19 protein-coding genes and 1 tRNA gene are annotated in these 21010 nt (G+C 66.8%); 8 read left to right on the forward strand and 12 right to left on the reverse strand.

Annotated features, from left to right (window positions below):
* Positions 1-56 precede the first annotated feature (56 nt).
* The 3 genes from VSR71_RS16690 to recA form a co-directional block, all read right to left on the reverse strand.
* The gene (locus VSR71_RS16690; RefSeq protein ID WP_342914964.1) at positions 57-764 is read right to left on the reverse strand and encodes a DUF2889 domain-containing protein; all 708 of its coding nucleotides are present in this window, start codon (positions 762-764) and stop codon (positions 57-59) included.
* Between the two features lie 197 nt (positions 765-961).
* Positions 962-1432 carry a recombination regulator RecX gene (gene recX / locus VSR71_RS16695; RefSeq protein WP_342914965.1) on the reverse strand — a complete coding sequence of 157 codons (471 nt, stop codon included), beginning with the start codon at positions 1430-1432 and terminating at the stop codon, positions 962-964.
* A 95-nt stretch (positions 1433-1527) separates the two neighbouring features.
* The gene (recA, locus tag VSR71_RS16700; protein ID WP_342914966.1) at positions 1528-2583 is read right to left on the reverse strand and encodes a recombinase RecA; all 1056 of its coding nucleotides are present in this window, start codon (positions 2581-2583) and stop codon (positions 1528-1530) included.
* A 240-nt stretch (positions 2584-2823) separates the two neighbouring features.
* Between recA and VSR71_RS16705 the strand changes: the two genes are divergently transcribed.
* The 5 genes from VSR71_RS16705 (at position 2824) to VSR71_RS16725 (ending at position 7633) form a co-directional block, all read left to right on the forward strand.
* Positions 2824-3513, forward strand: coding sequence for a response regulator transcription factor (locus VSR71_RS16705; protein WP_342914967.1), 690 nt, complete (start codon positions 2824-2826; stop codon positions 3511-3513).
* Positions 3514-3593: 80 nt separating this feature from the next.
* A complete protein-coding gene (locus VSR71_RS16710) occupies positions 3594-5141 on the forward strand; it encodes a sensor histidine kinase (RefSeq protein ID WP_342914968.1) in 1548 nt (515 codons plus the stop codon).
* Positions 5138-5467: a DUF4212 domain-containing protein gene (locus tag VSR71_RS16715; protein ID WP_342914969.1), complete on the forward strand. Its 330-nt coding sequence runs from the start codon at positions 5138-5140 to the stop codon at positions 5465-5467. Before VSR71_RS16710 ends, VSR71_RS16715 begins: the two co-directional genes overlap by 4 nt.
* A 250-nt stretch (positions 5468-5717) precedes the next feature.
* A complete protein-coding gene (locus VSR71_RS16720) occupies positions 5718-7415 on the forward strand; it encodes an MFS transporter (protein ID WP_342914970.1) in 1698 nt (565 codons plus the stop codon).
* Between the two features lie 141 nt (positions 7416-7556).
* A tRNA-Met gene (locus VSR71_RS16725) sits at positions 7557-7633 on the forward strand.
* A gap of 116 nt (positions 7634-7749) precedes the next feature.
* On the opposite strand, the gene VSR71_RS16730 is transcribed toward VSR71_RS16725, so the two are convergent.
* The 8 genes from VSR71_RS16730 to VSR71_RS16765 form a co-directional block, all read right to left on the reverse strand.
* The gene (locus VSR71_RS16730) at positions 7750-8490 is read right to left on the reverse strand and encodes a GntR family transcriptional regulator (RefSeq protein WP_342914971.1); all 741 of its coding nucleotides are present in this window, start codon (positions 8488-8490) and stop codon (positions 7750-7752) included.
* Positions 8491-8595: 105 nt separating this feature from the next.
* Complete coding sequence (locus tag VSR71_RS16735; protein ID WP_342914972.1) at positions 8596-9627, reverse strand: tripartite tricarboxylate transporter substrate binding protein; 1032 nt, start codon at positions 9625-9627, stop codon at positions 8596-8598.
* A 77-nt stretch (positions 9628-9704) separates the two neighbouring features.
* Complete coding sequence (locus VSR71_RS16740) at positions 9705-10730, reverse strand: Ldh family oxidoreductase (RefSeq protein WP_342914973.1); 1026 nt, start codon at positions 10728-10730, stop codon at positions 9705-9707.
* Positions 10727-11662 (reverse strand): hydroxyacid dehydrogenase, encoded by a 936-nt coding sequence (locus tag VSR71_RS16745; protein WP_342915066.1) that lies wholly within the window; start codon positions 11660-11662, stop codon positions 10727-10729. Before VSR71_RS16745 ends, VSR71_RS16740 begins: the two co-directional genes overlap by 4 nt.
* The gene (locus VSR71_RS16750) at positions 11662-12837 is read right to left on the reverse strand and encodes a UxaA family hydrolase (protein WP_342914974.1); all 1176 of its coding nucleotides are present in this window, start codon (positions 12835-12837) and stop codon (positions 11662-11664) included. The genes VSR71_RS16745 and VSR71_RS16750 overlap by 1 nt, the downstream gene beginning before the upstream one ends.
* Before the next feature lie 54 nt (positions 12838-12891).
* Entirely contained in the window at positions 12892-13173 is a 282-nt protein-coding gene (locus tag VSR71_RS16755; RefSeq protein ID WP_029048819.1) for a UxaA family hydrolase, read from the reverse strand.
* Positions 13174-13458: 285 nt separating this feature from the next.
* A complete protein-coding gene (locus VSR71_RS16760) occupies positions 13459-14019 on the reverse strand; it encodes a YcbK family protein (RefSeq protein WP_342914975.1) in 561 nt (186 codons plus the stop codon).
* Positions 14020-14049: 30 nt separating this feature from the next.
* A complete protein-coding gene (locus VSR71_RS16765) occupies positions 14050-15690 on the reverse strand; it encodes a L,D-transpeptidase family protein (RefSeq protein WP_428979419.1) in 1641 nt (546 codons plus the stop codon).
* 509 nt (positions 15691-16199) lie between these two features.
* Between VSR71_RS16765 and VSR71_RS16770 the strand changes: the two genes are divergently transcribed.
* The 3 genes from VSR71_RS16770 to VSR71_RS16780 all read left to right on the forward strand — a co-directional run bounded on the left by VSR71_RS16770 (position 16200) and on the right by VSR71_RS16780 (position 20338).
* Positions 16200-16742, forward strand: a complete 543-nt coding sequence (locus VSR71_RS16770; RefSeq protein WP_342914977.1) for a fimbrial protein — start codon at positions 16200-16202, stop codon at positions 16740-16742.
* 182 nt (positions 16743-16924) lie between these two features.
* Positions 16925-17686, forward strand: coding sequence for a fimbria/pilus periplasmic chaperone (locus VSR71_RS16775; RefSeq protein ID WP_342914978.1), 762 nt, complete (start codon positions 16925-16927; stop codon positions 17684-17686).
* A 204-nt stretch (positions 17687-17890) separates the two neighbouring features.
* Positions 17891-20338 (forward strand): fimbria/pilus outer membrane usher protein, encoded by a 2448-nt coding sequence (locus VSR71_RS16780; protein ID WP_342914979.1) that lies wholly within the window; start codon positions 17891-17893, stop codon positions 20336-20338.
* Positions 20339-20346: 8 nt separating this feature from the next.
* Here the strand turns inward: VSR71_RS16780 and VSR71_RS16785 are convergent, their stop codons facing one another.
* Positions 20347-20973 (reverse strand): response regulator transcription factor, encoded by a 627-nt coding sequence (locus VSR71_RS16785; RefSeq protein ID WP_342914980.1) that lies wholly within the window; start codon positions 20971-20973, stop codon positions 20347-20349.
* Positions 20974-21010 lie beyond the last annotated feature (37 nt).

Below are 21010 nucleotides of genomic sequence, written 5' to 3' on the forward strand. Positions count from 1 at the left end.
GGGAAGAATCTGAAAAAGGGGACGAACTCTCTCGTCTGGCTGGCTGATCCTGAGAATCAGCCGGAAGTACCGGTTGGCCTGTCGGCCGGGACAGCGTCGTTGCCGTCGTCGTTGGCTTGACCACCGCGGTCGCCATTGGCCACGGCGGGCGCCCGAGGCGCGGTTGCGACGGCAGGCGCGGCCTCGGCCCTTGCCTTGGGCGTCGGCTGGTGACCATACCAGCGCGGGTAAAACTCACGGACCACCTCGCCGTCGAAACGCAGCGCATGGCAGCCGTGCAACTGATAGGGCGGCTCCGGATTCGGATCGTCCTCGCCGTTGTCGCGGATACTGATGACTTCGCCGGCAAATGCCTGGATCGCGGTGCTGGGCAGCACGCCGGCGGCTTCGGTCAGGTGGGAGCAGCCGTTGATGCCGGCCAGGCGCTCGCGTACCGCCTTGCGGAAGCCCTTGCGCAGGTTCAGGCCGATCAGCTTGCGGTAGGCCGGGCCGATGGTGTCGCACTGCGACGGATACGGCACCCAGTCGGAGCACGCCTCGGCATCCAGCACCGTCATCTCCTCGTTGATCGTGACGCGCAGCCACAGGTCGTGCAGGGGCTGGCCCACCGGGCGGATACGGTCGCCGGCAAGTTCGATATCGCGGGGCTTGGTGTCGGTCAGGCGCACCTCGACATCCCACAGGCCGTCCTCTCTCTGGTACGCCTCGGCCGTGATGGCACGGCGGTGGCGCAAGGAGCGGTTGACGGGCTGGGACAGAGGCATGGCCAGGCTGGAATACTGGGGGCTTGGGAACGGCGGCGCCGGAGCACCGAATAACCCGGGGAGTTTAACATGCCGCGCTGGCTTGACCGGGAACATCCTTGTGCGGCGACTGTCGCGCCGCATTGTCGGGCGACCAGCGCGTCAATACACCTGATGCCGGTGCAGGTAATGCACGGCAAGCGGACGATACCGCACGCCTACGCATCGTCGTCGCCGTACGCTTCGTCGGCGCCCTGGATGATCTTGCTGACCACCGCGCGGGAGAATCCTCGCGCCACCATAAAGCGGATCTGCCTGGCCCGCGCCTCCGGCGTATCCGGCGGCACGCCGAAACGTTTGCGCCAGACCTCGCGGGCACGCTCGGTCTCGGTGGCGCGCAGCCTTTCCTGCAACTCGCCCAGCTGTTCGCTGTCCAGCTTGTGGGTCTTGGCTTCCTGCATCACCCTGGCCGCGCCGTAGCGGGCGCCGCGGCGATGGACCAGGCTGTCGGCAAAGCGCTGGTTGGACAGCCAGTTCTCGCGCTCGAGCGCATCGAGCAGCTGCTCGAGCTGCTCCGGCGATTCGGCATGGGGCGCCAGCTTGCGCGCCAGCTCGGCCCGGCTGTGCTCGCGGCGCGACAGGTAGCCGACGGCGCGGGCCTTCAGGGACAGGGGGGGACGGGTGGCCATTGAGGTCGTGAAGTTTCCACCGTGGGCCTAAACAAAAAGGCCGGCGCATCGGCGATGCCCCGGCCCTTCCGGTTGCTCCAGCGGCTGGCTGGCGCTCAGCCTTCCAGCACTTCGGCCGGTACGACGTTGGTCGGCGCCACGCCCAGCGCGGCACGTACCTTGTTCTCGATCTCTTCGGCGATGTCCGGGTTCTCGCGCAGGTATTCGCGCGCGTTGTCCTTGCCCTGGCCGATCTTGTCGCCGTTGTAGCTGTACCACGCGCCCGACTTCTCGACGATCTTGGCGTCCACGCCCAGGTCGATGATCTCGCCCTGGCGGGAGATGCCCTGGCCGTACAGGATGTCGAAAAAGGCTTCGCGGAACGGCGGCGAGACCTTGTTCTTGACCACCTTGACCTTGGTCTCGTTGCCGATGACGTCGTCGCCCTTCTTGATCGAGCCGATGCGGCGGATATCCAGGCGCACCGAGGCGTAGAACTTCAGCGCATTGCCGCCGGTGGTGGTTTCCGGCGAGCCGAACATCACGCCGATCTTCATGCGGATCTGGTTGATGAAGATCACCAGGCAGTTGGTGCGCTTGATGGTGCCGGTCAGCTTGCGCAGCGCCTGGCTCATCAGGCGGGCCTGCAGGCCGGGCAGCGAGTCGCCCATTTCGCCTTCGATTTCAGCCTTGGGCACCAGGGCGGCCACCGAGTCGATCACGATCAGGTCGATCGAGCCCGAGCGCACCAGCGCGTCGGTGATTTCCAGCGCCTGCTCGCCGGTGTCCGGCTGCGAGATCAGCAGGTCGCCGACGTTCACGCCCAGCTTGCCGGCGTAGCTGACATCCAGCGCGTGCTCGGCGTCGATAAAGGCGCAGGTGCCGCCCAGCTTCTGCATCTCGGCCACGACCTGCAGCGTCAGCGTGGTCTTGCCCGACGATTCCGGACCATAGATCTCGACCACGCGGCCGCGCGGCAGGCCGCCGACGCCAAGCGCGATGTCCAGGCCGAGCGAACCGGTGGACACCACCTGGATGTCCTTCTCGACCTCGCCGTCGCCCAGGCGCATGATCGAGCCCTTGCCGAACTGCTTCTCGATCTGGGAGAGCGCGGCGGCAAGCGCCTTCTGCTTCTCGGCGCTCACGCCGGCACCTGCCTTCTTGTCGTCCATGGTCGTCCTTGAATCAAATGGTGTATAAATAGGCCGCATGTGGCGCGGCACCGGCTTTTGCCGGCTCCAGCGCCGGCCCGGCTGTCTGCGCGGCCGCCATTCAGGAAGCATCACTCAGGAAGCATCCCCGGGCGGCCCCAGCGGAATGTGCGGGTACTGTATAAAAAAACAGTATGCTTGGCAAGCCCCATCGCGCCCATTCCGCGGGCGCCCGGCTATGCCGGCCTGGTGGAGACAACCATGCGTATTCTGATCGCCGAAGATGACGACACGCTGGCCGATGGCCTGACGCGCTCGTTACGCCACTCGGGCTATGCCGTCGACCACGTTGCCGACGGGCTCGGCGCCGACTCGGCCCTGTCGACCCAGACCTTCGACCTGCTGATTCTGGACCTGGGACTGCCGCGCATGTCCGGCCTGGAGGTGCTCAAGCGCCTGCGCGCCCGCGGCGCGATGCTGCCGGTGCTGATCCTGACCGCGGCCGACAGCGTCGACGAGCGCGTCAAGGGCCTGGACCTGGGCGCCGACGACTACATGGCCAAGCCTTTCGCGCTGTCCGAGCTGGAAGCGCGCGTGCGCGCGCTGGTGCGCCGCGGCGCCGGCGGCGGCGCCACGCTGATGCGGCACGGGCCGCTGGCCTTCGACCAGGTCGGCCGCATCGCCTACCTGAACGAACAGATGCTCGACCTGTCGGCACGCGAGATCGGCCTGCTGGAGATCCTGCTGACGCGCAGCGGCCGGCTGGTGTCCAAGGAACAGCTGGTCGACCACCTGTGCGAGTGGGGCGAGGAAGTCAGCAACAACGCCATCGAAGTCTACGTGCACCGCCTGCGCAAGAAGATCGAGGTGGGCGGCATCCGCATTGCCACGGTACGCGGCCTGGGTTATTGCCTGGAAAAATTCCAGCCGGCCGTGGCCGCGCAGCATTGACGCGAGCCCATTGACGCGGCCCATACCTTAGCCCCACCCTTGCAGGCGAGCACGACCGCACCCGAGCGACAAACGTCGACATGAGCCTGCTGCAATTGCCCTGGCGGCGCGCACACCGCGCCGTGCCGCCACCTTCCCCCGCCAAGCCCGGCACCGACCAGGAACTGGCCGACGCACTGCCGCACCTGGAGGAAAGCACCGCCACGCCCGCGCCGCGCTCGCTGTTCGGCGAGATCCTTGACTGGATGCTGGCGCCGCTGCTGCTGCTCTGGCCGATGAGCATCGCGGTGACTTACCTGGTGGCCAAGTCGATTGCCAACGGGCCGTTCGACCGGGCGCTGGAAGCCAGTGCCATCGTGCTGTCGCAGCAGTTGCGCGAGGTCAACGGCCGCGTCACGCTGCAGCTGCCCCTGTCGGCGCGCGAGATCCTGCGCGCGGACGAGACCGACAATATCTATTACCAGGTGGTCGGCAAGCGCGGCGAATACATCGCCGGCGACCACGACCTGCCGCTGCCGTCGGAAGAAGACCAGGGCCACGCCGGCCTGGTGTCGCTGCGCGACGACCGCGTCGCCGGCAACGACGTGCGGGTGGCCTATACCTACATCGACCTGCGCAACGTCAGCGGTAACCAGCCGGTACTGGTGCAGGTGGCCGAAACACTCGACAAGCGCGCGCGCCTGGCCAACGAGATCATCAAGGGCGTGATCCTGCCCCAGTTCGTGATCCTGCCGCTGGCGGTGGTGCTGGTGTGGTTCGGGCTCTCGCGCGGGCTGGCGCCGCTGACCGCGATCCAGCAGCGCATCCGCGCGCGCAACCCGGGCGACACCAGCCCCATCGACGAGCGCGCGGCACCGCAGGAGATCACGCCGCTGGTGGGCTCGTTCAACGACCTGCTGGCGCGGCTGGACCAGTCGGTGCAGACGCAGAAGCGCTTTATCGCCGATGCCGCGCACCAGATGAAGACACCGCTGGCGGGGCTGCGCATGCAGGCCGAACTGGCGCAGCGCGAACAGTCGCCGGAAGAGCTACGGCGCTCGCTGGCGCAGATCGCCGGCAGTTCCGAGCGCACCGCGCACCTGGTCACCCAGCTGCTGTCGCTGGCGCGCATGGAAAACCTGGCCGGCGCCGGCGGCATGGGCGAGCTCGACCTGGGCGCGCTGGCGCGCGAGGTGGTCAAGGACTGGCTGCCGCAAGCCTGGGCGCGCGACATCGACCTGGGGCTGGAAGCCGACGACCATCCGGTGACGGTGCTCGGCAACCGGCTGATGCTGACGGAGATGCTCAACAACCTGCTCGACAATGCCATCCGCTACACGCCGCGCGGCGGGCACGCGACGGTACGGGTCAGCGCCGATGCCTTCGAGCCCTTTGCCTACCTCGACGTGGAAGACACTGGCCCGGGCATTGCGCCGGCCGAGCGCGAACGCGTGATGGAGCGCTTCTACCGCGTGCTCGGCACCAATACCGAAGGCAGCGGGCTGGGCCTGGCCATCGTGCGCGAGATCGTGCAGCAGCACGGCGGCGACGTGCAGATTTCCGACCACGTCTACCAGCAATCGCCGCGCCTGGCCGGCGCGCATTTCCGCGTGACACTGCGCCGCCCCACCGAAACTCTGACCTTTTGAACGACGTGTCCGCTCCTGACCTCGCCGAAGCACGCCAGCGCCAGGCCTGGCACCTCAACCTGCGCTGGATCGCCGGGCTGCTGGCGGTCTGGTTCGCGGTTACTTTCGTGGTGGCGTGGTTTGCGCGCGAACTGCGCTTCGACTTCTTCGGCTGGCCATTCTCGTTCTGGGTGGGTGCTCAGGGGGCGCTGGTGGTCTACGTGCTGATGGCGGCCCTGTACGCCTGGCGCATGAACCGCGCCGACGAAGCCGCCGACGACGCTGCCGCACCCGCCCCCCTGCCTTCGCAGGGTGCCTTGCGCGGGCCGGGCTCCGATGCTGCATAGCGATATGCCGGCGGGCCCGCGCGGCAATGCCATGTGAAGCTAAGACTGGCTGCACTGCAGCATGCGTCGCCCTGAAATCGGCTAGCGTATACCCCGATAATTTTGGCACTTCAGCGCCGAAATCTGTCAGAACTCAGTAAGTTTCGCAAACCACAATCCTCTGCAACTCAGGCTCCCGGCCAGCGGCACGGGCCTTTTCCGCGATGTTGCCGCGCCTTGCCCGAGATCCATTCCAGACGGAGGAGACAAGATGGCAAACGTGCAAAACGTTGCGGTACCCGGAGGGGGTGCGCAAAACGCGCCGATGACACGCGAGGAGCGCAAGGTGATCCTTGCCTCGTCGCTGGGCACGGTGTTCGAGTGGTACGACTTTTATCTCTATGGCTCGCTGGCGGCGATCATCGCCAAGCAGTTCTTCGCCGGCCTGGATCCGACCTCTGCCTTCATCTTCGCGCTGCTCGCCTTCGCCGCCGGCTTTATCGTGCGACCGTTCGGCGCGCTGGTGTTCGGCCGCCTGGGCGACATGATCGGGCGCAAGTACACCTTCCTGGTGACCATCCTGATCATGGGCCTGTCGACCTTCATCGTCGGCCTGCTGCCTGGCTTTGCCACCATCGGCTGGGCTGCCCCGGTGATCCTGATCGCCTTGCGCATGCTGCAGGGCCTGGCGCTCGGCGGCGAGTACGGCGGTGCAGCCACCTACGTGGCCGAGCACGCGCCGCACGGCAAGCGCGGGGCGTACACCTCGTGGATCCAGACCACGGCCACGCTGGGCCTGTTCCTGTCGCTGATCGTGATCCTGCTGTGCCGCGAGATGACCGGCCCGAACTTTGAAGTCTGGGGCTGGCGCATCCCGTTCCTGCTGTCGATCCTGCTGCTGGGGATGTCGGTCTATATCCGGCTGTCGATGAATGAATCGCCGGCGTTCCAGCGCATGAAGGCGGAAGGCAAGACCTCCAAGGCTCCGCTGACCGAGTCGTTCGCGCAGTGGCGCAACCTGAAGATCGTGATCCTGGCCCTGCTCGGCCTGACCGCCGGCCAGGCCGTGGTCTGGTACACCGGCCAGTTCTACGCGCTGTTCTTCCTGACGCAGGTGCTCAAGGTCGATGCCAAGACGGCCAACCTGCTGATTGCCGGCGCACTGGTGATCGGCACGCCGTTCTTTATCTTCTTCGGCTCGCTGTCGGACAAGATCGGGCGCAAGTGGATCATCATGGCGGGCTGCGCGCTGGCCGTGCTGACCTACTTCCCGCTGTTCAAGGCGCTGACCCACTACGCCAACCCGGCGCTGGAGCGCGCCCAGCACACCGCGCAGATCGTGGTGACCGCGGATCCGAAGCAGTGCTCGTTCCAGGGCAGCCCGATCGCCCGCGAGATCGACTTCCGCAGTTCGTGCGATATCGCCAAGCGTACCCTGGCCCAGTCGTCGGCCAGCTATGAGGTGGTGGAAGCCCCGGCTGGGACCGTGGCAACAGTCAAGATCGGCGACAAGGAGATCAAGGCGTTCGACGCCAAGCTCGCCAACAGCCATGCCTTTGACGATGCCAGCAAGGCCCAGATCGCGGCGTTCAAGAAGGAGGTAAGCGGCGCCATGTCCTCGGCCGGCTACCCCGCCAAGGCCGACCCGGCGCAGATGAACACGATCATGGTGCTGGTGATCCTGGTCATCCTGGTGATCTACGTGACCATGGTGTACGGCCCGATCGCCGCCATGCTGGTGGAGCTGTTCCCGACCCGCATCCGCTATACCTCGATGTCGCTGCCCTACCATATCGGCAACGGCTGGTTCGGCGGCTTGCTGCCTACCATCTCGTTTGCGCTGGTGGCCCAGAACGGCAACATCTACTACGGCCTGTGGTACCCGATCATCATCGCGGCGTTCACCTTCGTGATCGGTGCGCTGTTCGTGCGGGAAACCAAGGACGTGGATATCTACGCCCACGACTGAACTGTCGGCGGGACGAAACCGTGATCGCAAGGCAGGCCGCCCGGCCTGCCGTTTTTTTTCATGACCGGCGGCGCCCCGTAAAAATCTTCGCGCGAGGGTGTTGACAGTACCGAAAGCCCCTGTATAATCTCAGTCTTCGTTGGCGAATTAGCTCAGTCGGTTAGAGCGACGGAATCATAATCCGCAGGTCCGGGGTTCGAGTCCCTGATTCGCCACCATCTATTTGAAAAGCCGCGTTCTCGCAAGGGAACGCGGCTTTTTGCTTTGGATCGCCAGGCAGTTGAACTACTGCCGGGAAAGCTCCGGCACCGCTCGATGCCGGAAGCGTCACGCCCTACGGCTGCGACAACAGAAATTCATGCCGGCTGGTATCGAGCCGTGACACTCGGTACTCGATCCGCTCGTCGTGGTAGGACGAGGCCACGCGCAGGATCTTCAGCAACGGGCTGCCCACGGCAACGCCCAGCAGCTCGTGGTCATCCTCGTCCGCCAGCGCCGAGCGCAGCCGCTCTTCGGTGCGGATGATATTGATGCCGAAGGTATCCTGGTAGAAGTTGTAGAGCGTATTGGGCCGCTCGCGCAGCTGCTTCTCCGTCAGGCCCTTGAAGCGCTCCTCCGGCACGGTGATGGCATCGATCATCATCGGCGTGCCTTCCAGCGACAGGACATTGGCGAAGCGAAACACGGGCTCGCCAACGGCCAGCCCCAGGGCGGCCGCCTCGTCCTTGTCGGCCTTCGCGCGCCGGAACCTGGCCAGGCGTACGGTCGGATATTCGCGATGGCCATCCTGGCGCACGATACGGAAGAAGCGGAAGAAGTGATCCTCCTGCCGGTGCGTGGCGACGAAGGTGCCGCGGCCCTGGTGCCGGATCATGATGCCTTCGGCGACCAGTTCATCGATCGCCTTGCGCAGCGTGCCGATCGACACGCCAAAGCGCTCGATCAGCTTGCGCTCGGACGGAATCGCTTCACCCGGCTTCCATTCGCCCTCCGCCAGTGCGGAGAGAATGGCCTGCTTGACGTCCTTGTACAGGACGCCGCCGATTGCGCTGGCGGCATCAAATCTGGCACCCACGTTGAATTCCCTGTTTGCTGGCCCACGCCGCCTTGCGGGAGTGCGCGGGCCGATCATCTATATAAGCCAGATCATACCGGAGACCTCGTCAAGCCCCGCCTGGCGCTATTCGGCGCGGATGTGCTTTTCTTCGATCAGCCGCGCCCACCGCGTCACCTCGCCGTTGAAGTATTCGGCGAAGGGGCCGCTGGTCTGCGGCGCCGGGCTGAATCCGGCGGCCACGATGCGCTCGCGCATCGCGTCGGACTGCAGCATGCGCGCCACGGAGGCTGCGACCTTGTCGACGATCGGCCTGGGCGTCCCCGCCGGCATCATCAGGCCGGTCCAGTTCTCGACGATCAGGTCGGGATAGCCCGCCTCGGCCACCGTCGGCACGTCGGGCAGCAGCGGATGCCGCTCACGCGTGGTCACCGCCAGCGCGCGCAGCTTGCCACCCTTCACATAGGCCAGCGACTCCGGGAAATTGGAGAACACCACATCGATCTGGCCGCCGATCAGGTCGGTCATCGACGGCGCCCCGCCCTTGTACGGCACATGGGTCAGGTTGGCGCCGGTCAGGCTTTCGAACAGCGCCAGCGTCAGGTGCGGCGGGGTACCGTTGCCGCTGGAGCCGGCATTGAGCTTGCCCTTCTGCGCCGCAGCAGCCAGGTCTTTCATCGACTTGACCGGCGAACTGGCCGGCACCACCACCAGCATCGGCGACGAGGCGATGCGCGCCACCGGCACCAGGTCCTTCTGCATGCTGAATGGCAGCTTGGGGAACAGCGTGACATTGGAAGCATGGGTCAGCGTGACCGCGAGCCAGGTATAGCCGTCGGCGGGTGCCTTGGCGACCTGGTCGGCGCCGATGTTCGCGTTGCCGCCGGGCTTGTTGTCGACCACCACGGGCCGCTTCCACTCTTCCGCGAGCTGGTGCCCGACCAGCCGCGCCATGATGTCGGTCAGGCCACCGGCCGCGAACGGCACGACGTAGCGGATTGGCTTGCCGGGATAGTCATGGGCGGGCACCGACGCCTGCGCCGAGCCCTGTGCGGCGGCCGGCGCCGAGGCCAGTCCGGTGAGCGTGGATACTGCGGACAACGCGACAAGCGCGCCGGCTCCGTACCTGAGCGCGGTGCGAATCAAACCTCGATACATGGTGTGTCTCCGTTTTGTGGTCGCTGGCCCGTTCTGTGTCGGGTCCGCTTTCGTGGTGGGAATCGAATCGAAAATCGCTAGGCCTTGCCCTCCTGCACCGCTTCGCCCGCCAGTTCGCGCAGTTCTTCGCGCAGGGCGTCGGGGATGTCTATGCCATGGGCCTGCGCGTTGGCCTGCGCGGCATCGCGCCGCGCGCCGGGCAGGCGCGTGCCCTCGTCGTCCAGCATCGCCTGCAACAGGGCTTCGACACGTCCGGCATAAGCGTCGGAGCCCGCGAACGCGCCCGGGTCCAGCACCATGAAGAGCTGGCCGATACGCGGCCGGTTGCCGGCGTCGGTGAAAAAGGAATCCGCTTCGGCACCGAAGCTGGCGCCGGCCAGCGAGGTCACCAGCAGCTCGACCATCAGCGCCAACATCGCGCCCTTGACACCGCCCGCCGGAAGCATCGAGCCGCGCAGCGCGGCCTGCGCATCGGTCGTCGGCTGGCCGGCTTCGTCCAGGGCCCAGCCCAGCGGGATCGGCTTGCCCTGCCTTGCAGCCACCATGATCTTGCCGCGTGCGACCTCGGACAACGACAGGTCGATCACGATGGGCGCGTGGCCACGGCGCGGAAACACCGCGGCAATCGGGTTGGTGCCGAACAGCGGGCGCCGTCCTCCCCAGGCAGGCATCGCTGCAGGCGAGTTGCCCATGGCAATGCCCACCATGCCCACGCGCGCCACCGCATCGAGCGGCAGCGCGGCAGCGCCGAAGTGGTGGCTGTTGGTGACCGCCGCGACACCGACACCGGTTTCATAGGCCCGGCCCATCGCCTCGGCGATTGCCAGGTCGCATGCCGGAAAGGCGAAGCCGCAGCCCGCATCGACCAGCGCGGCACTGGCGCGTGTGCGGCGCACCGCGGGCGTGGCGCGGCCGTCGACACGATCGGCGTGCAGGTGCGCCACATACATCGGTACGCGCGATACGCCATGCGACGCCAGCCCCGCCGCATCGGCACGCACCAGCGCCGCGGCCGTGGCATCGGCCTGCAGCTGGCTCGCGCCCGCACGCCGCAGCGCGGCGTTGGCGATCCGCTCCAGTTGCGTCATCGGCACCCGGCTCATGTCATGTCCTCCAGCGTCTGGCGCACCTGTTGCGCGATCATCATCGAGACCCGCGCATTGGCCTCCTGCGTCACGCCGCCGATATGCGGCGTCAGGATCAGGTTGGGCACGTCGGCGAGCACGCTGCCCGCGGGCAAGGGTTCATGCTCGAAGACGTCGAGCGCGGCGCCGCCGAGATGCCCGTCGCGCAGCGCCTGCGCCAGCGCGGCCTCGTCGACCACGCCACCGCGGGCGGTGTTGATCAGCACCGCGCCACGCTTCATGCCGGCGATCCGCCGCGCGTCGAGCAGATGCCGCGTGGCGGCGACCAGCGGCACATGCAGGCTGACCGCGTCGGACTGCGCCAGCAGCGTGTCGAGCGGGACGCTGCGCACGCCGGTCCGGGCCCATACCGGATCGTCCGCGGCCAGCATCGGGTCGTATGCCGCCACCTGCATGCCGAACGCCTGTGCCAGCGCGGCGGCCTGCCTGCCGATGTCGCCGAAGCCCACCAGCCCCAGCGTCTTGCCGAGTGCCTCCCGGCCTTCCGACAGGCGTGCGCGCGGCCACTGCCCCGTGGCCACTTGCGCGCTGCTGCCATAGGCGCCGCGCAGCAGCAGCGCCGCGGTGGTGATCACGTACTCGGCCACCGAGCGCGCATTGGCCCCGGCTGCGGGGATCACGCGGATGCCGCGCTCGCGGCAGGCATCGACATCGATATTGTCGAGCCCGACCCCGAGCCGCCCGACCACGCGCAGCGACGGCGCACCGGCCAGCAGCGCCGCGTCGACCTGGGTGCGGTTGCGCACGATCAGCGCCTGCGCGCCGGGCAGCGCATCGAGCAGTTCGGCGCGGCGGTCCACCCAGCCCGGCTCGTAGCGCAGGTCGAAGCCCGCCCGCAGCGCCTGCACCGCGGCATCGTCCATGAACTCGCTGATGCAGATGCGCTTCATCATGCCGACTCGTGGATGCGGGTCAGCACGAACTCGCGGTGACCGAGCGCTTCCGCCGCGGTCCAGCGCCCGTTGACCGTGGCCAACATGCACTCGAGCAGCTTGTCGCCGGTCTGGTCCAGCGTCAGCTCGCGCTGCAGCAGGCCCGAGCAATCGACGTCCATATGCTCGCTCATCAGCCGCACCGTGCGCGGATTGGCGCACAGCTTGATCACCGGCACGATCGGGTTGCCGATCACGTTGCCCTGCCCGGTGGGGAAGAAATGCACCACGTAGCCGGCGGCGGCGCACAGCGTGACCATCTCCGCCGCGGCCGACGACGAATCCATGAACCACAGGCCCGGGTGGGTCGGCTCCTCGGCTTTGTCGAGCACGCCGTCGACCGTGCACTTCTTGCCGATCTTCTGGATATTGCCCAGCGCCTTCTCCTCGATCGTGGTGAGGCCGCCGGCGATATTGCCCTTGGTCGGCTGCGACTCCGACAGGTCCGAGGTCTTCCAGCGGTCGATCATGCCCTGGTAGCGCTCGAACATGGCCATGAACTGGTGGCGCACTTCGTCGTTGGCGCAGCGCGCCGCCACGATATGTTCGCCGCCGGTCAGCTCGGAAGTCTCGCCGAAGACCAGCGTGGTGCCGAGCGGATGCAGCTTGTCGAAGGCATTGCCGACGGTCGGGTTGGCGCCGCAGCCGGACGTGGTATCCGACTCGCCGCACTTGGTCGACACCCACAGCTCGCCGATCGGGCATTCCACCCGGTGCAGCGCGGTGGCGTATTGCACGTACTCTTTCGCCGCCTTCGACGCCCGCATGATGGTGTCATGGTCGCCATGCCCTTCAATGCCGAAGCCGACCACCGGCTTGCCGGTCCTGGCGATGCCATCGACCACCTTCTTGGTCCAGCCGTCCTCGATGCCGATCACCACCACGGCGGCAACATTGGGATTGCTGCCCGCGCCGATCAGCGTGCGGAAGTGCAGGTCCAGATCGGGACCGAACTGCAGCCGGCCATACGGGTGGGGAATCGCCATGGTGCCCTTGATGGCGGCGGCGACCGCCTCGGCGGCGGCATTGGACAGGTCGTCCAGCGGCAGGATGATGACGTGGTTGCGCACGCCGACGCGGCCGTTGTCGCGGCGGTAGCCCCAGAAGGTGGTGTTTTGATCGATCACGGACATGGCTTGGGTCTCGGGTATGGGGTGGGCAGATGAATGGCGGGGACGGGGCGCGGCTTACCAGCGCTTGGTCTTGATGTTGTGGACGTGGGCGTGTTCGCCCGCCTTGATCGGCGCCACCACCTTGCCGATATCGATGCCGTACTTGTAGACGGTGTCGTTGGGATCCATGTCGCACAGCGCCACCTTGTGGCCGATGGGGATCGGCTGCAGCGCGGTCACGGTCACGATCTTGTCCTCATCCATGATCCAGGCGTTCAGCTTGGTGCCGGCCTGGATCCCTTCCACCACGGCCACTGCCACGGTGTCCTTGGCGTCGTGCAGCACTACGTGAATCATCGTTGTCTCCTCTGTGTGGATCGTCTTTGCGGGTGGTCTGTGAAAACCATCTTAGGCAAGCAATAGATCCATGTCAACTAACTCATATATATCACTTGGTTGAGCAAAAGTCGGCGCGGCGGACGCGCGAGACCGCCGCAGGTCATCGGCGACCTGCGGCGGTCTCGCGACAGTATCAAAGGGGAAAAGGTGCTGGTGCTTGAGCGGCCTGATCAGGCCGCCGCGATGGGCATCGACATGCCCGGCCAGTTGGCGGTCGCCGGCTGCGACGACCTGCCGGGGCAGTTACCAGTAGCGTACCCGGCCCGTATCCAGGTGTACGAATTGCTCGCCCTGGTAAAAACCGACACCGCCGCCTTTCAACGTCTTCGCGGCATCGCGCAGGTCGCCCAGCGGCACGCCGGCCACGCGAATGTCGATGGCCTTGCCATCCATGTGCAGGCTGTGCCTGGCGACACCGCCGCCACGCGAGGTTCGCAGGCGCGAATTGGTGGCCGGGCTGCGATAACCCGAGATGACCTGGAACGGCTCGTTGGTGCCCAGTTCCCGGCGCAACTGGAAGAGCAGGTCGAACAGTTGCGGGTCGATCACCCCTACTTGGCCGGAATAGTGGTCGCGCAGGAAACCGTTGAGCGATGTGAGTGCCTCCGGAACAAAGCTGTCGCCGACGGCATAGACGAGCTTGATACGCTCGCCGGTATGGGTGTGGTCAAAGGCCAGCGAGCGCGCATCGGGCAGGCTGGCAAGCGCCTGGCGCGGCGCCAGTGGCATCAGGCCGGCGGCCAGTGCCAGGCCTCCGGTGGTATGTAGAAAGCGGCGGCGTGCCTTGCGCGTCGCATCATTCATGGTACTTCCTCTGCATGTGCTGGGCGCGCCTTACTGCCTGGCAGCAGCGGCGCGCGCGATGGCTGGCGGCGAGGGGCGCCCGTTGCGTTGCCGCAGCGCCTTGTCCAGCAGTTTGTCGTGACCGTAGATGTCAGGCAGGAAGGATACACGACCATCGGCCCGGGCGATGACCGTGCCATAGGCCAGCACTACCGGCAGCGGTTGCTGCAGCCTCACCGTGTTCGACTTCCCGCGTGTCATCGCCTCGCGGATGCGCGCCTCGTTCCAGTCTGGCATATCCTGCAGCACGAATTGCGCCAGTGCCACTGGGGATTCCACGCGGATGCAGCCGTGGCTGAAGTCGCGCCGGTCGCGCTTGAACAGCTGCGGCGTCGGGGTGTGGTGCAGGTAGATGTTTTCGTTGTTGGGGAACACGAACTTGATGTCGCCCAGCGCATTCATGGGGCCGGGGCGCTGCCGGATGCGCATGCGGCCATTGAGCACGGCCTCCAGGTTGTCCTCGGACAGCGTGGTCACGGCCTTGCCCTCGCCGGTCACGAACTCAAAGCCCTGCTGGTTGAAATATGCAGGATCGCGCCGCAGCCGGGGCACCGTCTCGCGCTTGGCGATCGACGGCGGCACGTTCCAGTACGGGCTGAACTCGATGTAGCGCATGCCTTCCTCGAACAACGGCGTGCGCGTGTCCAGCGCCTTGCCGACGATCACCTTCATCTCCAGCTTGATGTCGAGCTTGCCGTCGCGGATCTCGTAGGCGCGCAGCATGAACTCCGGCACGTTGACCACGATCATGCGCGGGCCATCCAGCGGGGTCCAGCGCATCCGCTCCATGGTCAGTTCGATCTGCCGCACCCGGCTGGCCATGGGCAGATTGAGTTGCGCCAGCGTTCCGGAGCCGATCACGCCGTCGGCCTGGAGCCCGTGCCGCGACTGGAACGCCTTGACGCCATTGACGAGCGCGCCTTCATAGCGCGCCGGCTGCTTCGTGCCGGCTGGCAGGTCGCCCAGTGCCACCAGGCGCGCCGTCAGCGCGGCAGTGCCCGCCCACGGCTGCCCCGGCGTCAGCTTGCCCGCTGGCAGCGCCGGCAGCGGCTGCGCCCAGACCGGCTGCGCCGCGATCTCGCGGTAGCGTGCCAGTGCCTCGCGCAGCGTGCCATACAGCGGAAATGTGGGCGCGGCCCGGCGCACGGCGTCCGGCAGGCGATGTTGCGCGACCGCTTCGCGCAGCACCGTCGCGGCGTCATACGGGCGTTCTTCCTGTGGCGCGAAATTGGCACGGACCGCGCGGGGATTGATACGGCCGCCGTGCAGGTCGGCGAGCATGCGCTCCATCGCGGCGGTCAGCGCGGCATCAAGACGGGCGGCGGCATCCGATGCGAGCACCGGCCCGGTGGCCGCCTGCTGCACTGCCTGCCGCAGCGCCTCGGCATCGTAGTCGGCCGGATCAAGCCCCTCAGCGGCCGCGTTGGAAAGCGCGTCGACCGCCTGCCTGGCTTCCGGTATGGGCCTGCCCTGGGCGAACCAGAGTGGTACCTGCGGGGCCGGAGTAGCTTGTGGCACCGAGGCTTGTGGCGCTTGCGGCGCCGGTGGGGCCTGGCTCGTCTGGGGCGGCTGGGCCAGGACCGGGGCTCCGAAGGCGCCTGCCAGCAGCAGTGCGGCGAACGCACGCTTCATGGTGCCGGGACGGCGGCTCGGACGGTCGCCGCTGAGGTGACGCGCCGCCAGGCAAGGCGAAGGGAGAGCAGACTTGGCTGCAGCAAGACTGGCGCCGGTCGGGCGCATGGCGGCTGTCGGGAACGAAGGCATCGTGGGGATGGGCTCGTTTCGTGGCACACGCCAACAGTCTACCCGTGTTGGGGAAGCGGCGTCAGGAGCGCACGGTGGCCGCCTGGCGACTGTGTCGAATCGGAATGTGGCGAGTCCCCGGAAAGCGGATGCCCCAGGCAAACGGCTTCAGACCACATCGAACGACGCAAGTCACCGGTCCAGCATGTCGAGCAGGCAAATTCGGCCGATTCACTCAGCTTGCTCGGAAGTTTCACACGGTGGGCGTATCGCCATATTCCTACACTGGCCCCGGTTCACAAGGCAATTCCGATGTCCGGATGCAGCCACTGCCTTGGAACACCCGCGTGCCACGGCAATCGTGCGGCGGCACGCCTTCCACAACCAAGAGACCCAACATGAAATTCGCATTTGCACCGGTGGTACTTGCCGCCGGCATCGTCTTCGCATCGCAATCCGCGCATGCCGTCGACGGCACCATCACCTTCAACGGCAACATCACCCCCACCTCGTGCGAGATCAACGGCAACGGCACCGGCTCGAAGTCGTTCACCGTCACGCTGCCGACGGTGTCGGCAAAGACGCTGGACACGGCGGGTGCGCGCGCCGGGCGCACCCCGTTCACCATTGCGCTGAGCTGCGATGCGGATACCGGCGCAGTCCATACCTACTTCGAACCGGGACCGACCACCGACGCCAGCACCGGCAACCTGGTGGTCAACAGCGGCGCCGGCACGGCGACCAACGTGCAGATCGGGCTGCTCAATTCCAACTTCACCCCGATCAAGGCAGGCTTTGCAGACAGCGCTCAGAACTCGCTGTCGGTGCCCCTCGTTAGTGGCGCGGCCACCCTGTCCTACTTTGCCGAATACGTCGCCACCGGCCAGGCCACCTCGGGTGCGGCCAATTCCAGCGTGATGTACACCATCGCGTATCCGTGACGCCAGCGCGTCCCTGAGATTTCCCTGAAGGGCAAATCCGATTCCGGGCGTGGCACACATGTGGTGCAGTCCGGTGCGTCGGCACGCGCCATGTTGGCGGCGCGTGCCGCCCCATTCTCCTCCGCTGTGCTTGCCGGTCCTGCCGACGACTGATTCTTCAAGCCCTGTTTCCCCGCCTCACCATGCTGTCCACATCCCTGCGAAACTTGCTGGCCGTCCCCGTGGCCGCGCTGGCACTCTCGTGCGCATTGCCCGTCAGCGCGTCCGTCATCGTCGGCGGCACGCGCGTGGTCTATCGCGCCGCGGACAAGGAAGTCACGCTAAAACTGACCAACGAAGGGCAATCGCCCGCGCTCACGCAGGCGTGGGTCGATGCCGGCACGGCGACCCCGACGCCTACCTCGATCGACGTGCCGTTCACGATCACGCCGCCGATTGCGCGCATCGACCCGGGCAAGGGCCAGACGCTGCGCATTCTCTATACCGGTGAGCCGCTGCCGCAAGACAAGGAGTCGCTGTTCTGGCTCAACGTGCTTGAAATCCCGCCCAAGCCGTCCGCCGATGAAGCTGGCGTCAACTCGCTGCAAATGGCGTTCCGTTCGCGCTTCAAGCTGTTTTTCCGCCCCGCAGGACTGCCGGGCAGCGCTACCGAGGCGCCGGCTGCGTTGCGCTGGGAGCTGGGCAGCCGCGACGGCAAACCCGTGCTGGTGGCGCATAACCCGACGCCGTACCACGTGTCGCCGGTTAGCGTCGAGGTCATCGCCGGCGAGCAACTGGTCAAGGCGACAGACCCGGACATGATTGCGCCTGGTGCCACAGCAGCTTTCCACTTGGTCAGCGAGATCCGCAACCCTGCCGGCGCCACCGTGCGCGTGTACTGCATCAACGACTTCGGCGGCAGGGACAAATTCAGCGCGCCGCTGAGCGCCTCCGGCTCCCGCTAGCCCTCACTAAACCACCGGTCCGTTACGCACTCTCGGCGGCCGCCGCGCCAGCCGGCGGCTGCGTGCGGCCATCGTCGACACGTCGGTGCCATGCTGCCACTCCCTTTGCGTCACGTCCCGTTTCGTCCGCGCCCGCTCCATGCCTTGCTGCTGGCCCTGTTTGCCAGCGGCGCAGGCGCAGCCGGCCAACCCGGCGCCAGCCCGATGCCTGTCCGGTCCTCGCAGGATGTCGAGTTCAACGATACCTTCCTGCAGGGCACGGCGGGCGGCGTTGCGGACCTGAGCCGCTTTAGCAAGGGCAATCCGGCGCTGCCGGGTCACTATCGTGCCGAGTTGTATGTCAATGAAATCTGGCTAGGCCGCGCCGACGTTGAGTTGCGCCAGGCCGCCGACCCCGCTGCCCCGGCGGTGCCTTGCTTCGATCGCAGCCTGCTGGAACGCATCGGCGTCGACCTGGCCAAGCTGCCTGCCGCCGCATCGCTGGACGGCGACGGCTGCCAGCCGCTGGCAGCGCTGATCGCCGACGCCACCGCAAGCTTCGACAACGGCGAGCAGCGGCTCGACGTCAGCGTGCCGCAGGCTGCGATGGTCCGCCGCGCGCGTGGTTACGTCAGCCCGGAGAACTGGGACAACGGTGTTCCGGCAGCGCGTCTGCAATACAACGCCAACGTCTATCATTCCGACGCATCCAGCCTGTCCAACACGCAAGCCTATGTGGGCCTGAACGCAGGCATCAACGTCGGACCATGGCGCTTTAGCCACCAGGGCAGCCTGAGCCGCGACGAGCGGCAGGGCACGCGCTACCAGAGCGTGCTGACCAATCTGCAGCGCGCCATTGCGCCCTGGAAAAGCCAGTTGGTGATCGGCGACGCCTTTACCGACGGCAACCTGTTCGACAGCATCGGCTTTCGCGGCGTGCGCCTGGCCAGCGACGAGCGGATGTATCCTGAATCGCTGCGCGGCTATGCTCCCATCGTGCGCGGCATCGCGCGCAGCAATGCCCGCGTGCAGGTCCGCCAGCAAGGCAACATCCTCTACGAAACCACGGTGGCACCCGGGCCGTTCGAGATCGATGACCTGTACCCCACGGGCTATGGCGGCGACATTGAAGTCGTGGTTACCGAAGCGGACGGCAGCGTGCACGTATCGACGATGCCTTACGCTGCCGCGGTGAACGCCTTGCGCGCCGGCCAGAGCCGCTACAGCGTCACCGCGGGCCAGTACCGCAACACGGTGCTGCAAGGCTCGACCCTGCTGCTGCAGGGCACTTACCTGCACGGCTTCACCAACACGGTCACCGGCTACGGTGGCTTCGTCGCCGCGCAAGGCTATGGTGCAATCGCCGCGGGTGCCGCGCTGAATACCGACCTGGGTGCCTTTGGCGCGGACATCACGCATGCCAGCACGCGGCTGCAGGGTCAACCGGACCGCAGCGGCCAGAGCGTGCGGCTGAGCTACAGCAAGCTGGTCGCACCAACCAACACCAATTTCTCGGTCGCGGCATACCGCTACTCCAGCCGGGGCTACCTTGGCCTTGCCGATGCCATGTCCTGGCTTGCGCTGGACCAGGCGGGGCGGCTGCCAAGCCTGCCGACCGCGCGCGGCAAGCTGCAGCTGAGCATCAACCAGGCCTTGCCGGCCGGCTATGGCAATTTTTACCTGACCGGGTCGGTGCAGAGCTACTGGCAGGGCAGCAGCACCGTCAGCCAGTTCCAGGCAGGCTACAACAATGCTTACCGCGCCATCGCCTATGGCGTGTCGGCGTCGCGGCAACTCAATGTCACCACCGGCAAGTGGGATACGCGCGTGATGCTGACCGTCGGCCTGCCGCTGGGCAAGTCGCCACGGGCGCCCTACTCGCTGACCAGCGTCGAGCGCGGCTCCGACGGTTCCTTCATGGCGCAGGAGACCGTGACCGGCACGCTCGGGAGCGACAATGCCTTCAGCTATGCGCTCAATGCGGGCCATACCGGCGGTAGGTCCGGCAGCACCAACAGTATCGGCGGCAGCGTCGCCTATATCTCCCCGTTTGCGACGATGACCGCCAGCGCGTCCAGGAGTACCGCATATACGCAGGCCGGTGCAGGTATTTCCGGCGGCATCGTGGCCTATGCGGATGGCGTGGCGTTTTCGCCTTCCCTCGGCGATACGGTTGCGGTGGTCGAGGCCAAGGACGCCGCGGGCGCGCGCCTGGCCAACGGCGCGGGGCTGCGCGTCGACCCGTGGGGCCATGCCGTGGTCTCAAACCTGGTGCCGTTCGCGCGGAACGAAATCGAGATCGATCCGCAGGGCCTGCCGCTGGAAGTCACACTCAAGTCGACGCAGCAGCGGATCGCGCCCACCGCAGGCGCGGTGGTGCGGGTGCGCTTCGAAACCGAGAATCCCGGCCGCGCGGCGATCCTGCGCACGCGCCTGCCGGATGGCGCGCCGGTGCCGTTCGGCGCCGAAGTGTTCAGTGCCGACGGCAAGCCGGTCGGGACCGTGGCGCAAGCAGGCCGCGTGCTGGTGCGCGGGCTGGCAGCGGACGCCGGCACGCTGACGGCACGGTGGAGCCAGGCCAGCGGCGATGCCTGCACGCTGCACTACGACCTGGGCAAGCCTGGCCATGAGGCGGCGGCGGTGGTGGTCAGGGACGTACCGTGCACGCGCTGACGCGGCCGTTACCACACTAGCTGGTGGCGCCGCGCATAGTCGACCATCTCCACCAGCGAGCAGACGTTGAGCTTGGCCATGATATTGGCCTTGTGGGTGCTGACCGTCTTGCTGCTGATCAGCAGCTCCGCGGCGATCGCCTTGTTGGAATGGCCGCGCGCCAGGTATCGCAGGATGGTGATTTCGCGATTGCTGAGCCGCGGGATGCCGGAGTCGAGCGCTTCGCCGAGCTGGCGCGCGGCTTCCAGCGTGTACATGGGGAACACCAGGTAACCACTCAGCACGCCGCGCGCGGCCTGCAGCACCTCGGGGACGCCGCGGTGCTTGACCACGAAGCCGTGCGCGCCGGCGCGCAGCGCCCGCACCGGGGCGGCGGTGGCGTCGGTGCCGGACAGCACCAGCACGTGTACCGTGGGAAAGGTCGCCGACACGCGCCTGACGAAATCGACGCCGGGATTGCCGAAATACTCGACATCGACCAGCACCAGCCTGGGGCGGTGATCGCGCACCAGCCGGAAGGCATCGCGCACGCCGTCGGCTTCCAGCACTTCGGCGGCATCCAATGCCGCGGTCAGTTGGCCGGACAGCGTAGAGCGGAACCGGGAAGGCTCGTCGACGATCAACGCGTGGTGCAATTGGAACTCCTTGACAGCTTGGGGAACTGCCAAGGTT

Source organism: Cupriavidus oxalaticus (genome assembly GCF_038900635.1).
Classification (GTDB): Bacteria; Pseudomonadota; Gammaproteobacteria; order Burkholderiales; family Burkholderiaceae; genus Cupriavidus; species Cupriavidus oxalaticus_B.

Bases quoted from the DNA above. Each gene is read 5' to 3' on its own strand.
- VSR71_RS16690 (WP_342914964.1), bottom strand. From the start codon at position 764: ATGCCTCTGTCCCAGCCCGTCAACCGCTCCTTGCGCCACCGCCGTGCC.
- VSR71_RS16705 (WP_342914967.1), top strand. From the start codon at position 2,824: ATGCGTATTCTGATCGCCGAAGATGACGACACGCTGGCCGATGGCCTG.
- VSR71_RS16740 (WP_342914973.1), bottom strand. From the start codon at position 10,730: ATGAGCCGGGTGCCGATGACGCAACTGGAGCGGATCGCCAACGCCGCG.
- recX (WP_342914965.1), bottom strand. From the start codon at position 1,432: ATGGCCACCCGTCCCCCCCTGTCCCTGAAGGCCCGCGCCGTCGGCTAC.
- VSR71_RS16735 (WP_342914972.1), bottom strand. From the start codon at position 9,627: ATGTATCGAGGTTTGATTCGCACCGCGCTCAGGTACGGAGCCGGCGCG.
- VSR71_RS16765 (WP_428979419.1), bottom strand. From the start codon at position 15,690: ATGAAGCGTGCGTTCGCCGCACTGCTGCTGGCAGGCGCCTTCGGAGCC.
- VSR71_RS16750 (WP_342914974.1), bottom strand. From the start codon at position 12,837: ATGTCCGTGATCGATCAAAACACCACCTTCTGGGGCTACCGCCGCGAC.
- VSR71_RS16710 (WP_342914968.1), top strand. From the start codon at position 3,594: ATGAGCCTGCTGCAATTGCCCTGGCGGCGCGCACACCGCGCCGTGCCG.
- VSR71_RS16775 (WP_342914978.1), top strand. From the start codon at position 16,925: ATGCTGTCCACATCCCTGCGAAACTTGCTGGCCGTCCCCGTGGCCGCG.
- recA (WP_342914966.1), bottom strand. From the start codon at position 2,583: ATGGACGACAAGAAGGCAGGTGCCGGCGTGAGCGCCGAGAAGCAGAAG.
- VSR71_RS16760 (WP_342914975.1), bottom strand. From the start codon at position 14,019: ATGAATGATGCGACGCGCAAGGCACGCCGCCGCTTTCTACATACCACC.
- VSR71_RS16720 (WP_342914970.1), top strand. From the start codon at position 5,718: ATGGCAAACGTGCAAAACGTTGCGGTACCCGGAGGGGGTGCGCAAAAC.
- VSR71_RS16745 (WP_342915066.1), bottom strand. From the start codon at position 11,662: ATGAAGCGCATCTGCATCAGCGAGTTCATGGACGATGCCGCGGTGCAG.
- VSR71_RS16755 (WP_029048819.1), bottom strand. From the start codon at position 13,173: ATGATTCACGTAGTGCTGCACGACGCCAAGGACACCGTGGCAGTGGCC.
- VSR71_RS16780 (WP_342914979.1), top strand. From the start codon at position 17,891: ATGCCTGTCCGGTCCTCGCAGGATGTCGAGTTCAACGATACCTTCCTG.
- VSR71_RS16770 (WP_342914977.1), top strand. From the start codon at position 16,200: ATGAAATTCGCATTTGCACCGGTGGTACTTGCCGCCGGCATCGTCTTC.